Raw genomic sequence first — 12,527 nt, 5'->3', positions numbered from 1 at the left:
AGGGCTGGAATCAGACCTGCATCGCCTTGGCAACTTCGGCGGCGTAGTCTTCCACCACCTTTTCGATGCCTTCGCCGACGATCAGCAGCTTGAAGCCTGCCACGTCCGCACCAGCGGCCTTGACCACCTGCTCGACGGTGGTGTCGCCCAGCACGTAGGTCTGGCCGTACAGGGTCACGTCGCTGACGATCTTGTTGATCTTGCCGCTGATGATCTTTTCCAGGATGTCGGCCGGCTTGGCCTTGTCCTTCTCGGTCATCTTGGCCAGCTCGATTTCCTTTTCCTTTTCAACGAACTCGGCCGGAACGTCCGCAGCCTTGTTGTGCGGCGGCTTCAGCGCGGCCACGTGCATCGCCAGGCCACGGGCCAGCTCGACGTCGCCGCCGATCAGGTCGACCAGCACGCCAACCTTGCCGTTGGTGTGGACGTAGGCACCGATGTTGCCGGTGGTGTCGACCTTGACCATGCGGCGGATCTGGATGTTCTCGCCCAGGGTCTGCACGGCGGTGGCGCGGGCTTCTTCAACGGTGCGGCCGTCGGCCAGCGTGGCGGCCTTCACGGCTTCGACGTCGTTGGCGCCCGATGCCAGGGCGGCAGCGGCGACGGCGTTGACGAAGGTCTTGAAGTTGTCGTCGTTGGCGACGAAGTCGGTTTCCGAGTTGACTTCGACCAGCACGGCCTTGCCGCCGTCCTGGGCCAGGCCCAGACGGCCTTCGGCGGCCACGCGGTCAGCCTTCTTGTCGGCCTTGGCAGCGCCGGACTTGCGCATGGCTTCAGCAGCGGCGTTGATGTCGCCGTTGGCTTCGGTAAGCGCCTTCTTGCATTCCATCATGCCGGCGCCGGTGCGCTCGCGCAGTTCCTTGACCAGGGAAGCAGTGATTTCCACGGGATTACCTCACGAAAGAAAGGGGTTGGGCCGGCATGGTGGCCGGCCCGTGTGACACGGTCCTGTCACGCGCCAGGGGCTGCGTGCAGGGAGGGTGGACGCCGGGCGTCCACCCGGGGCCTGGATCAGGCCTGGGCGTCGTCGCCCTTCTTGGCAGCCTTCTTGGCCGGAGCGCGGCGGGCCGGCTTCTCTTCGCCTTCAGCAGCGGCTTCCGCGAACTCTTCCTCGCGCACCGAAGCGGCGTGCGGCGCAGCGGCCTTGCCTTCCAGCACGGCGTCGGCAGCGGCGCGGGCGTACAGCTGCACAGCGCGGATGGCGTCGTCGTTGCCCGGGATGGCGTAGTCCACCAGTTCCGGGTTGTAGTTGGTGTCGACCACGGCGATGACCGGAATGCCCAGCTTCTTGGCTTCCTTGATCGCGATGTCTTCGTGGCCGATGTCGATCACGAAGATGGCGTCCGGCAGACGGTTCATGTCCTTGATGCCGCCCAGCGAGGCTTCCAGCTTGTCGCGCTCGCGACGCAGGCCCAGCACTTCGTGCTTGACCAGCTTCTCGAAGGTGCCGTCGGTTTCACCGGCTTCCAGTTCCTTCAGGCGGGCAACCGACTGCTTGACGGTACGGAAGTTGGTCAGGGTGCCGCCCAGCCAACGCTGGTTCATGAACGGCATGCCGCAACGCTCGGCTTCTTCCTTGATGGTTTCGCGGGCGCTGCGCTTGGTGCCCAGGAACAGGACGGTGCCGCGCTTCTGGGCAACCGACGAGATGAAGTTCATCGCATCGTTGAACAGCGGGACGGTCTTTTCCAGGTTGATGATGTGGATCTTGCCGCGGGCGCCGAAGATGTACGGAGCCATCTTCGGGTTCCAGTAGCGGGTCTGGTGGCCGAAGTGGACGCCGGCTTCCAGCATCTGACGCATGGTGACCTGGGGCATTGCAATACTCCTGATATGGAACCAGCGATTCCGCCCGCGGGATAGGTATGCGGGACGCGTGGAAGCGCGATCGGTTCCGGGGTTGGGCTTCCCTGTTGCCTCCGTGGCCGAACTCCTTGCGGAGCACCCCGGCACGGATGGGGGCAGCAGGTGTGGATTCACCGGTGACGTCCGGTGTGGACGGGCTCCCGCGCACGCAGGCGGCAGGAATCCGGTCGATTATAGCCCGCTGGGGGCGTCCGCTGCAATGGCAGGGTCAGATGCGGCCAGATCGACCTCGCGGCCGTCCTGCAGGCGGGCCCGGAAGTGGCCGCCCACATAGCCATCGGGGCGGGCAGGCAGGGGCCAGCGGCGTTCATGGCCTGCGAGGATGTAGCCGGCCAGCCCGGCCACCAGCAGCGACGATTGGCCGTCGGCCGCTGTGAACCGCAGATCGTGCAGGCGGCCATGCAGCGTACTGGAATTGCTGAGTCGCAGCATGGCCTGAGGCCCATGTGCCTCGACGCGGGCCTGCAGCCGGGCCTGCAGCGCTGGCGCCGCTGGGCCGCGGAACAACGGCAGCGAGTAGCGGGGCAATCCCGGCAAGGCCGGCGCCAGTACGATCCGATAGGCCTGTTCACCCACCGATGCTGGCGGACCGCCTGGCAGCAGCCAGACGCGCTGGGTGCTGCCAGGGGCCAGGTCCAGCCGCGCGGGGCTGACCCGGATCCGGTCGCTGGGCTGCAGTCGTTCGGCGTCCAGTTGCTGCTCCCAGGCCAGCACCTGCACCTGGCCCTGCCAGCGGCCGGGCCCCGGATTGCGCAGCCATAGTTCGGCGCGGCCGCCTTCGGCGGGTAGCTGCAGGGTGGTCGGCAACAGCTCCAGCGCCGCCGAGGGCTGCGCCAGCAGCAGTCCAAGCAGGATCAGCAGCGCGCGCATCAGTAGATGAGGGTCACGGAGGGCATTGCGCTGTCGTCTGTCGCCGGTGGTGCGAGGTCGCGGACCTGGGGCGGCACCTTGGGGGCGTCACTGCGCTGGTGTGGCGCCGCGCAACGGGGAGCGCCGGCATCGTCGCTGCAGGATTCGACCACGGTCAGCCGGATCTGCAGCGTGCTGCTGCGCGGTTCGGCGCGGGCCGGCGTGCTGGCGACCAGCATCGCCCCGATCAGAAATGCGCGAACCACCTGCCACCCACCGTGCTGAAAGACTCGCTGCGCGGTATCGGCCGGATGCGCCGCAACTGTAGCGCCGAGCCCGCGCTCGGCACGGCCTTCGTCCGGTGGGTGCCGACCGTTGGTCGGTACGCAGGTCAGTAGGTGATCGTCACCGTCACCAGGTCGTTGTAGGTGCCGGCCGGGGGCTGGCCGGTGACCGGCGGTACCCGGCCGTAGATGGTCAGCTGCTGTGCGCTTCCGGTGCCGGTGCTGCTGGCCGTGTCGACCGTCAGGGTGTTGCCCCAGCGCTGGCTTCGTGCCGGATCCCGGTACAGCTCGTAGGGCAGGTAGTAGGTGCCGCTGCCGATGGTGGTGGCCATGCGCCGGGTGGTGGTGGCGGCGGGATTGTTCTGGCCGTTGTTCAGGCCGACCTGGAAGGCGGTGTTCTTCAGGCAGGTCAGGGTCAGGGTGGCGGTCTGGTCGATGTTGGCCGGGATGCCGCCGGTGACGTTGCCGAAATTCATGTTGGTGGTGACGTAGCTGCCGCACTGCGGCAGCACGTTGGCGGTGGCGGTGAAACTGAAGGCCGCGCTCGCGCTGTTGGTACCGGTGGCGCCGCCGTTGCAGGTGGCGGGAACGGTGGCGGTGCCGAGCAGGACTTCGTTCCAGGCCCAGGTCAGCACCACGCTGGCGCCGCTGAAGGTGCTGCTGTACGCGCCGGAGGCCAGGACCTGGTTGGCCGGAATCTGACCGAACAGCTGCACAGTCTGCGCACCACTGCCGCCGGTCAGCAGCGGTACGTTGTAGCTCATGGTCAGCTCCTGCGCTGGCGGCGTGCCGCGCGGGACCAGGCCAGTGACCTGGCCGAAGCTGGCGTTGTTATATAGCTGGAAATTCATCGTGTCGCCGGTGGAGGTGGCCATCGTGCGGAACGTGGAACTGCTGCCGCCGCCACTGCCTGCGCCGATGCCCACGCAGACGCGCACGCCGGTGGTGGCCAGCAGGCTCAGCGCGGCGGTGGTGCAGGTCACCGTGATGTTGAGGTTGGCCGTGCTCGGGCCGGGTGCATTGCTGTTGATGTTGCCGAACGGCAGGGTCGGATTGGCGACCGCCGTGCAGACCGCGGTGGCACCGGCCGGCGCCGCTGCCAGCAGGCCGGCCCACAGCAGCAGGACGAGCAGCAGCACCTTCATGGCGCCACCTCCGGAATGCACTGCTGCGGTGCCGGCTTCGGGCGGGCACCGGACGCCACCACCTTGGGCGGGTCCGGTACCTTCACCCGGCACGGGCCATGGCTGGTGGTGACGTACAGCACGCTGCCGGCGGCGACGTCTTCCAGATAGAGCAGGCCGTCGTAGCCGACCGTGGCCTGGCGACCGTCAGGCAGCTGCACCTCGCTGCCCACCTCCAGAGGCTGGCCGTCCATCGCCAGCAGGGTCAGGCTCAGTGACGACCGCGAACGCAGCTGGAAGGTCACGCGGGTGCCGGCGCGCTGGCGCGGCGTGACCCAGTCCTCGATGCGGTCGGCACGCATGTCTTCGGGCAGGTCCAGGGTGTCGATCGAGACCCGGTTGCGCTGCCAGGACAGCAACGGACTGACCAGCAGCAGGCCGCGATCGTCGGTGACACCGATCAGGCGGTTCTCCAGCCGTACCGGGACGCCGCCGACGCCACTGGTGCTGATCACCGCGAACGCATCGGATACCTCGCGCGTGGCGAAGGCGTGCCCGCCCATCCACACCAGGCTGCCGCTGGCACTGGCGTAGGCATGGTTGAGCCCGCCCTGGCGCGAGGCACCGAAAGAATAGCGGCCGACATCGTTGAGGATGCCGACCTCGGCCAGGCCGCCGTTGCCGTCCTCGCCGTGGCGCAGCTGCGCGCGCCAGCCGACGCCGCCGGCGCTGCCATCGCCGGGCACCGGCTGGGTCACGTCCGCGACCCAGCTCTGGCTGTCGCCGTTGCGCTGGCTGGAGAGGCTGGCCTGGCGATTGTTGCCCAGGCTGGCAGTCATCGACAGGTAGATGCTGCGGTCATCGCTGCGGTCGAGGTTCTGGTTCACTGACAGGTAGGCCGACCAGCGTTGGCTCCAGGTGCGCGACCAGAACAGGCTGGCATAGCGATTGTCGTCGCCGTCGGGGTAGCGCAGGCGCAGATAGCTGGCGCTGAGCGTGCCCAGCCGCAGCAGGTCCAGGCCGACCGTGGCCTGCTCGCTGATGCTTGGTGGCAGGTTGCCCTGCAGCGCGCCCAGGTCGCGGTAGTCGCCGTGGCTGCGCACGCTGCGCAGATTGACGTTGAAGCGACGGTTGTTCCAGCTGTAGCCCAGCGCCCATTGCCCACCCTGCAGGCCGTGGTAGTCACTGTGCGCATAGGCGGCATTGAACACGCCGGCGGCGCCGAGCAACCACCAGCCGCCAATGCCGCCCTGGGCCAGGCCGCCGCCGCCTTCGGCATGCGCCTCGCCGGTGAACGTGTCGGTGACACCGCCGCGCCAGCTGGCGCTGGCCACCGTGCGATCGTCATAGGCGAAGGAGCGCTCGCCGAAATCCCGGCGCAGGTGGCCGACGCCGACCGACCAGTCCGACAGGCCCTTGGCCAGCAGCTGCTGGGTGCCGTAGAAGCTGAAGTCCAGCGTCTGCATGCGGCCGAATGCGTCGGTCACCACCACCTGCGCGTTGCCGGTGCCGCTGATGCCGGGCTGTGCTGCGAGCTGGAAGGGACCGATCGGCACCTGCCCGCTGTACTGGCGCAGGCCATCGACATACAGCTCGACAGTGGAGGGCACCACGGCCTGGCCGAGGAAACTCGGCGTGGGCGTCAGCACGCGGTAGGGCTGCAGGCCATAGTTGCGGCCGATCTGCAGGCCACCCAGGCGCACGGGGCGGGTCCAGTCGACGAACCCGCTGTAGAAATCGCCGATCTCCAGGGTCGTTGCGCTATCGGGGAAATCCAGGCTCCAGCGCGTGTCCAGGCGCACGCTCTCGCCGCGCCAATGGCGGTCGCCGGGTTGCTGGTAGCGGCGGCTGATGGCGGTGTTCTCGAAAGTGCCATTGCCGACGCCGAATACGCGCAGCTCCGAGCTCAGGCTGAGGTTGCCGAGCGTGTCCACCCGGCTGCCGTAGACGTTGTAGTTGAGCAGCACGCCGGGCGAGGCGCTGCTGGTGGGGGCGCGCGTCTGCGGGCGGCTGAGCACGGTGGTCGGCAGTGTCAGCTGGTCCAGCGGCACGTCCAGCGCCAGGGTCTGCATGTGGGCGTCGTAGCGCACCACCGCACCGCTGATCTGGTCCAGGTAGACCGGTGCATCGCCGCTGGCGTTGAAGCCGAGCTGGCGCAGCACTTCGGGGCTGGCCTGCAGCCGGCCACGGTTCTCGGTGAACGGCAGCAGGCCGCGCGGCGTGCTGTTGAGCGACACATCCAGGTACAGCGTCTGGCTGGCGGTCAGTGGGGTGGGGGCGGGCAGGATCGCATCGGCCGACACGCCGGATACATCAGCCGCCGTGGCCACGCCGGACACATCGGCGGCCTCGGTCGCCGCGGGAGCCAGGGCAGCCAGCAACGCGCCCATCAACGCCTCAGCGAGCCGGTGGGGGCGACAGTGGCGTCTGTTCCGACTCGCCATTGAGCTTGGCCGTGATCTGGTCGTTGTCGCGGTCGATCGCCGTGCGTTCGATCGGCCAGCGCATCACCTGACCGGGCAGTACGTAGCCCAGCAGTCCAGGATGGACGATGCGTGGGCGCGTGGCGCTGCCCAGCGCGAGATCGGCGATCTGAGCGTAACTGTTGCCCGAATTGGCTACTTCGACGCCGTTGCGGCCGTCCGCCAGCTTTACCAGCCGGGCCTGCAGCTGCGGCGCCAGCGTGCCGGCCGAGGGCTGCACGAACACCGGGATCGAATAGCGCAGGACGAACTGCATGCCACCCGCGCGGATGGCCAGGTCGGGCACCTCGTCAACGATCAGGCGGTAATGTTGCTGTGCCGCTGGCGGTTCCTTGTCCGCACGCATGACCCGCACCAGCTGCTGCTGTCCGGCGGCCAGTTCCTGCATTGGCGGAGTGGCCATCAACGCATCGGTGGGCAGCAGCTGTTCCTGGCCGTCCTGCTGCACCCAGCGGAACACGCGTACCTGCAGCTTCACCGGTGAGGTGCCGCTGTTGGTCAGCCACAATTCGCCGGCACGCTGGCGGGCTTCCAGCTGCAGGCTGGTCGGGGCCACCTGCAGGCTGGTGGCGCCGGCGGCCGCGATGGCAAGCAGGTACAGGGCGAGCAGCGCCACGCCGGTGGCGCGCCACGGGCGGGATCCGGCCATGCGGGCGTGCTCCATCAATAGGTGATCGTGGCGGTAACCGTATCCAGGTAGCTACCGGCGGCCGGGTTGTTGGTGCTCAGGTTCAGGATCTGGCCGTAGACGATGTAGGGCACGGCCAGGCCTGTGCCGATGCCGGCCTGGGTGTTGGTGCCGGTTGTGGCACCCCAGACCAGGGTGTGTGCGGCATCCTGGTAGAGCTGGTAGCCGACATAGTTGTTGGCGGTCACCGCGGCGTTGGTGTTCTTCATCCGGCGGGTGGTGACGTCGTTGGCGGTGCCGGCATTGGCGCCCGCATTCAGCGAAATCGTGTACGGGGTCAGTGCCGAGCACTGCGCGGTCACCGTGCCCTGGCCCAGGGTGGGCGTGGCGGTGGTCGAGGCCGCGGTGCCGAAGTCCACGTTGGTGGCCGCCGCCGCGGTGATGGTGCAGGCCTTGGTGACCACCAGGGTGACATTGAAGGTGGTGGTATCGGCGGCCAGTGCCGGGCTGGACAGCAGGAACCCGGCCACGGCCCATGCCAGCGGGGATCGAACTGGGGATCGCATGAACAACCTCCCTGACCCGAAGGTCCGTTGAACAAGGCGAAGACGGCACGTTCGGTGCCGCTTTGACGACGGTGGATCCAGCTTAGGAGGCGTAAGTGTCTGTAATCCGTGATAATTAGGCAGACGAAAGAGCGGAGACCATCACGCTTTCACTTTCCTTGCCGGAACCGTGCATGACCCGGATCGGCAGTTGGGTGGCGTTCGTTCAGATTGCGGCCGGATCGGCGATAATGGGTGCCATGAGCGTGAATCTGAAAACCCCGCAGGAAATCGAGATGATGCGCATCGCCGGCCGCCTGGCCAGCGAAGTGCTCGACATCGTCACCCCCCACGTCAAGCCCGGTGTCACCACCGAGGAACTGGACCGCATCTGCCACGACCACATCGTGAACGTGCAGGGCGCGATTCCGGCCAACGTCGGCTACCGCGGCTTCCCGAAGACCGTGTGCACCTCGGTCAATAACGTCATCTGCCATGGCATCCCCAGCGAAGGGAAGGTGCTCAAGGATGGCGACATCATCAACATCGACGTCACCGTCATCAAGGATGGCTGGCACGGCGACACCAGCCGCATGTACTTCGTCGGCACCCCGTCGGTAATGGCCCGCCGCCTGGTGGAAACCACCTACGAAGCCATGTGGCGCGGCATCCGCGCGGTGCGCCCGGGCGCCACCCTGGGCGACATCGGCCATGCCATCCAGAGCTATGCCGAAGGCGAGCGTTTCAGCGTGGTGCGCGAGTACTGCGGCCACGGCATCGGCAAGGTCTACCACGATGAGCCGCAGGTGGTGCATTACGGCCGCCCGGGCCAGGGCCTGGTGCTGCAGCCGGGCATGACCTTCACCATCGAACCGATGATCAACGAGGGCACCCGCTACAACAAGGTGCTGCCGGATGGCTGGACCGTGGTGACCAAGGACCGCAAGCTGTCGGCGCAGTGGGAGCACATGGTCGCGGTCACCGAGACCGGCGTCGACGTGCTGACGCTGTCGCCGGGCGAGTCGCAGGTTTCCTGACGATGCTGCCGGCGAGTTCGCTGCTGGACACGCCGGCCGCGTCGCTCAACGACCCGGACTGGGCTGCTGCCGCGCGCCAGGCGCTGCAGCAGGCCGACGCGCGCCTGTATCGCCGCTTCGACCAGGGCGACAACATTGAGCGCCTGCTGGCGCTGCGGGCGCGCGCGGCCGACCATCTGATCCGCCTGGCCTGGCAGCGTTGCCTGCCGGCCGACAGCGGCCTGTCGCTGTTCGCGGTCGGTGGCTATGGCCGGGGTGAACTGTTTCCGCGTTCGGACATCGACCTGCTGGTGTTCGGCGACCCGCCCGCACAACGGGCGCATGAAGCGGCATTGGCACGCCTGTTCGCGCTGCTGTGGGACTGCGGATTGGCGGTCAGCCATGCGGTGCGTTCTGCATTGCAGTGCCGCGAGGCGGCGGCTGACCAGACCGTGCTGACCGCGCTGATCGAGGCGCGTCCGATCCTGGCTGATGATGCAGCGCGCCGTGCGCTGCGCGAGGCCATCGACGACCGCGAGCTGTGGCCGGCGCGTGCCTTCTTCCTGGCCAAGCTGGAAGAGCTGCGCAACCGCCACCAGCGCTTCGGCGACACTGCCGACAACCTGGAACCGGATCTCAAGGATGGTCCCGGCGGCCTGCGCGATCTCAACACGCTGGGCTGGATGGCGCTGCGCGCCTTCGGCGTACGCGACCTGGAAGCGCTGGTCGGCCTGGGCCACCTGGGCGCCGACGAAGCGGCTGCGCTGAAGCGCGAGCGTGCGGTGCTGGCGCGGCTGCGCTTCGGCCTGCACCTGGTCGCGCGCCGCCCGGAAGAACGGTTGCGCTTCGATTACCAGAAGACCCTGGCCGCGCGCCTGGGCTTCGAAGACGATGCCGAGAATCTCGGTGTCGAGAAAATGATGCAGGGCTTCTACCGCGCCGCACTGGTGGTGCGCCGGATCAGCGACCGCCTGCTGCAGCGCTTCGAGGAGCAGTTCGATGGCGAGGCCCAGCCGGAACCGCTGACCGTAGGCTTCTCCCTGCGCCGCGGCTACCTGGCCGCGAACGAGGCCGACTGGCCGCGCGGTGACATCGGCCAGGTGTTCGCCCTGTTTTCCAGCTGGGCCAACAATCCACAGGTGCGAGGCCTGCATTCGCTGACTGCGCGCGCGCTGGCCGAAGCACTGCCGTTGTTGCCGGCCTACGACCAGGCCGATGCCGATGCACGCGAGCAGTTCCTGTCCCTGCTGCGCGGCCAGCGCCCGGTCGACACGCTTTCGCGCATGGCGCGGCTGGGCGTGCTTGGCCAGTGGATCCCCGCGTTTGCCCAGGTCAGCGGGCGCATGCAGTTCGACCTGTTCCATGTCTATACGGTCGACCAGCACACGCTGATGGTCCTGCGCAACATCGGCCTGTTCGCCAGCAGCCGTGCCGACGAGCGCTTCTCGATCGCGCACGAAGTGTGGCCCCGCCTGCGCAAGCCGGAACTGCTGCTGCTGGCCGGCCTGTTCCATGACATCGCCAAGGGCCGCGGCGGCGACCACTCGGAGCTGGGTGCGGTGGACGCGCGTGCGTTCTGCCAGGCGCATGCGCTCAGTGGCACCGATACCGAGCTGGTGGCATGGCTGGTCGAACAGCATCTGCGCATGTCGGTGACCGCGCAGAAGCAGGACATCGCCGATCCGGTGGTGATCCATCGCTTCGCCACCCTGGTCGGCAGCCGCGACCGCCTGGACTACCTGTACCTGCTGACCTGTGCCGACATCGCCGGCACCAGCCCGAAGCTGTGGAATGCCTGGAAGGACCGCCTGCTGGCCGACCTGTACTTCGCCACCCGGCGCGCGCTGCGCGAGGGGCTGGAGCATCCGGTACCGGCCGCCGAACGCGTGGCCGAGGCACGTGACAGCGTGCGCGCACTGGTGCGCGAGCAGGGTTACGACGACGCCACCATCGATCGCCAGTTCGCGGTGATGCCGGATGAGGGCTTCATTCGTCTGCGCCCCGAGCAGCTGGCCTGGCAGGCAGCCGCGCTGGTACCGGTGAAGCAGGGCCAGGCGCTGGTGAAGGTGCGCCGGATCAGTGTGGATGACCCGGCGCTGGAAGTGTTCGTGCACTCGCCCGACCGCGACGGCCTGTTCGCCGCGATCGTGATGACCCTGGACCGCAAGGGCTATGGCATTCACCGCGCACGCGTGCTGGACGGTCCGGCCGATACCATCTTCGATACCTTCGAAGTGAACCCGGCCGACACGTTTGCCGATGGCAGCAGCGCCAACCTGGAGGCGGCGCTGCGCGAGGCACTCAGTGGTGACCTGTCGCGCCTGCGGCCGTCGCGCCGTGTGGTACCTCGGCAACTGCGGCACTTCCGCTTCGCCCCGCGCATCGAGTTCCGCGATGAACCGGGCGCAACCCGTTTTGCCCTGGTCGCTCCCGACCGTCCCGGCCTGCTGGCCGATGTGGCGTTCGTGCTGCGCAACCAGGGCCTGCGCGTGCATGATGCGCGCATTGCCACGTTCGGCGAGCGCGCCGAAGACACCTTCGTGATCAGTGACGAACACGACCTCCCCCTGACTGAACCTGCCCGGCAGCAGCTGCATGACGCAATGCTGGCCTGCCTGGACCCTGATCGAAACGCCGGAGACCCCGCCTGATGGCCACCAAGCCCGCCAAGAAGACCGCCGCGACCCCGAAGAGCGCAGCGGCCCGGAAACCTGCTGCAGCCGCACCGGCCGCAAAGAAGGCCACTGCGCCGAAGAAGGCCGCTGCGGTGAAGGCCCCGGCGAAGAAAACGGCTGCGGTCAAGCGTGCTGTGAAGAAGCCGGCCCCGGCCAAGAGCGCCGAAGCCGTCCGCGCCGAAACCATCGCCCGCAAGTCGCTGCGCAAGCCGTCGGCACCCGGCGTGGAAGAACTCAGGTTCGGCATCGAGAGCGCCTTCGAGCGCCGCGCCACCTTGACCCTGCATGAGCTGGAAGGCTCGACCAGGCCGCTGGTCAACCGCGTGATCGACGGTCTCGAGAGCGGTGAATTCCGCGTCGCCGAGCCGGACGGCCAGGGCGGCTGGAAGGTCAACGAGTGGCTGAAGAAGGCCGTGCTGCTGTATTTCCGCGTCAACGACATGGCGGTGGTCGATGCACGACCGGCACCGTTCTGGGACAAGGTCGAATCGCGCTTCGCCGGCTATGACGAAGCGAAGTTCCGCCGTGGCGGCGTGCGCGTGGTGCCCGGTGCGATCGCCCGCCGCGGCACGTACTTCGGCAAGGACGTAGTGTTGATGCCGAGCTTCACCAACATCGGCGCCTACGTCGGCGAAGGCACCATGGTCGACACCTGGGCCACCGTCGGTTCCTGCGCGCAGATCGGCCAGCACTGCCACCTGTCCGGCGGCGCCGGCATCGGCGGCGTACTGGAGCCGCTGCAGGCCAGCCCGACCATCATCGAGGACCACTGTTTCATCGGTGCGCGTTCGGAAGTGGTGGAAGGCGTGGTGGTCGGCCACCACAGCGTGATCGGCATGGGCGTGTTCCTCAGCCAGAGCACCCGCATCTACAACCGCGCCACCGGCGAGATCAGCTACGGCTACATCCCGCCGTACAGCGTGGTGGTGTCCGGCTCGCTGCCGAGCAAGGACGGCACCCACTCGCTGTACTGCGCGGTGATCGTCAAGCAGGTTGATGCCAAGACCCGCAGCAAGACCAGCGTCAACGACCTGCTGCGCGGCCTGGCCGACTGAAG

General features: G+C 67.8%; 11 protein-coding genes. 3 read left to right on the top strand and 8 right to left on the bottom strand.

All coding sequences use genetic code 11. The annotated features are described in order from the left end of the window. Positions 1-10: 10 nt before the first annotated feature. The 8 genes from tsf to RCF13_RS24895 form a co-directional block, all read right to left on the bottom strand. Entirely contained in the window at positions 11-886 is an 876-nt protein-coding gene (gene tsf, locus RCF13_RS24930) for a translation elongation factor Ts (protein WP_061480182.1), read from the bottom strand. A 125-nt stretch (positions 887-1,011) separates the two neighbouring features. Further along, positions 1,012-1,818 (bottom strand): 30S ribosomal protein S2, encoded by an 807-nt coding sequence (gene rpsB / locus RCF13_RS24925; RefSeq protein ID WP_005408748.1) that lies wholly within the window; start codon positions 1,816-1,818, stop codon positions 1,012-1,014. 219 nt (positions 1,819-2,037) lie between these two features. After that, positions 2,038-2,736 carry a molecular chaperone gene (locus tag RCF13_RS24920; protein ID WP_231352627.1) on the bottom strand — a complete coding sequence of 233 codons (699 nt, stop codon included), beginning with the start codon at positions 2,734-2,736 and terminating at the stop codon, positions 2,038-2,040. Continuing rightward, positions 2,736-2,954, bottom strand: coding sequence for a hypothetical protein (locus RCF13_RS24915; protein WP_061480195.1), 219 nt, complete (start codon positions 2,952-2,954; stop codon positions 2,736-2,738). The genes RCF13_RS24920 and RCF13_RS24915 overlap by 1 nt, the downstream gene beginning before the upstream one ends. Positions 2,955-3,106: 152 nt before the next feature. Further along, the gene (locus tag RCF13_RS24910; protein WP_134968332.1) at positions 3,107-4,144 is read right to left on the bottom strand and encodes a spore coat U domain-containing protein; all 1,038 of its coding nucleotides are present in this window, start codon (positions 4,142-4,144) and stop codon (positions 3,107-3,109) included. Further along, complete coding sequence (locus RCF13_RS24905) at positions 4,141-6,513, bottom strand: fimbria/pilus outer membrane usher protein (protein WP_231352629.1); 2,373 nt, start codon at positions 6,511-6,513, stop codon at positions 4,141-4,143. Before RCF13_RS24905 ends, RCF13_RS24910 begins: the two co-directional genes overlap by 4 nt. 7 nt (positions 6,514-6,520) lie before the next feature. Continuing rightward, positions 6,521-7,270 carry a molecular chaperone gene (locus RCF13_RS24900; protein WP_072166808.1) on the bottom strand — a complete coding sequence of 250 codons (750 nt, stop codon included), beginning with the start codon at positions 7,268-7,270 and terminating at the stop codon, positions 6,521-6,523. Further along, positions 7,270-7,800, bottom strand: coding sequence for a spore coat U domain-containing protein (locus tag RCF13_RS24895; RefSeq protein ID WP_061480187.1), 531 nt, complete (start codon positions 7,798-7,800; stop codon positions 7,270-7,272). Before RCF13_RS24895 ends, RCF13_RS24900 begins: the two co-directional genes overlap by 1 nt. Positions 7,801-7,973: 173 nt before the next feature. Here RCF13_RS24895 and map point away from each other — a divergent pair, with 173 nt between their 5' ends. The 3 genes from map to dapD are packed head-to-tail and all read left to right on the top strand — an operon-like array spanning position 7,974 to position 12,525. Beyond that, positions 7,974-8,816: a type I methionyl aminopeptidase gene (map, locus tag RCF13_RS24890; protein ID WP_032954052.1), complete on the top strand. Its 843-nt coding sequence runs from the start codon at positions 7,974-7,976 to the stop codon at positions 8,814-8,816. A gap of 2 nt (positions 8,817-8,818) precedes the next feature. Continuing rightward, positions 8,819-11,446 (top strand): [protein-PII] uridylyltransferase, encoded by a 2,628-nt coding sequence (locus RCF13_RS24885; RefSeq protein WP_231352630.1) that lies wholly within the window; start codon positions 8,819-8,821, stop codon positions 11,444-11,446. Further along, complete coding sequence (gene dapD, locus RCF13_RS24880; protein ID WP_061480189.1) at positions 11,446-12,525, top strand: 2,3,4,5-tetrahydropyridine-2,6-dicarboxylate N-succinyltransferase; 1,080 nt, start codon at positions 11,446-11,448, stop codon at positions 12,523-12,525. Before RCF13_RS24885 ends, dapD begins: the two co-directional genes overlap by 1 nt. Positions 12,526-12,527 lie beyond the last annotated feature (2 nt).

The sequence above is a fragment of the Stenotrophomonas maltophilia group sp. RNC7 genome, assembly GCF_030910085.1.
Lineage (GTDB): Bacteria > Pseudomonadota > Gammaproteobacteria > Xanthomonadales > Xanthomonadaceae > Stenotrophomonas > Stenotrophomonas sepilia.
This window is presented reverse-complemented; position numbering and strand designations above follow the sequence as displayed.

What these genes read in the sequence shown, in the direction of transcription:
- rpsB (WP_005408748.1), bottom strand. Translation starts at nt 1,818, where the DNA reads ATGCCCCAGGTCACCATGCGTCAGATGCTGGAAGCCGGCGTCCACTTC.
- RCF13_RS24920 (WP_231352627.1), bottom strand. Translation starts at nt 2,736, where the DNA reads ATGCGCGCGCTGCTGATCCTGCTTGGACTGCTGCTGGCGCAGCCCTCG.
- RCF13_RS24915 (WP_061480195.1), bottom strand. Translation starts at nt 2,954, where the DNA reads ATGCTGGTCGCCAGCACGCCGGCCCGCGCCGAACCGCGCAGCAGCACG.
- RCF13_RS24910 (WP_134968332.1), bottom strand. Translation starts at nt 4,144, where the DNA reads ATGAAGGTGCTGCTGCTCGTCCTGCTGCTGTGGGCCGGCCTGCTGGCA.
- RCF13_RS24905 (WP_231352629.1), bottom strand. Translation starts at nt 6,513, where the DNA reads ATGGGCGCGTTGCTGGCTGCCCTGGCTCCCGCGGCGACCGAGGCCGCC.
- RCF13_RS24900 (WP_072166808.1), bottom strand. Translation starts at nt 7,270, where the DNA reads ATGGAGCACGCCCGCATGGCCGGATCCCGCCCGTGGCGCGCCACCGGC.
- RCF13_RS24895 (WP_061480187.1), bottom strand. Translation starts at nt 7,800, where the DNA reads ATGCGATCCCCAGTTCGATCCCCGCTGGCATGGGCCGTGGCCGGGTTC.
- map (WP_032954052.1), top strand. Translation starts at nt 7,974, where the DNA reads ATGACCCGGATCGGCAGTTGGGTGGCGTTCGTTCAGATTGCGGCCGGA.
- RCF13_RS24885 (WP_231352630.1), top strand. Translation starts at nt 8,819, where the DNA reads ATGCTGCCGGCGAGTTCGCTGCTGGACACGCCGGCCGCGTCGCTCAAC.
- dapD (WP_061480189.1), top strand. Translation starts at nt 11,446, where the DNA reads ATGGCCACCAAGCCCGCCAAGAAGACCGCCGCGACCCCGAAGAGCGCA.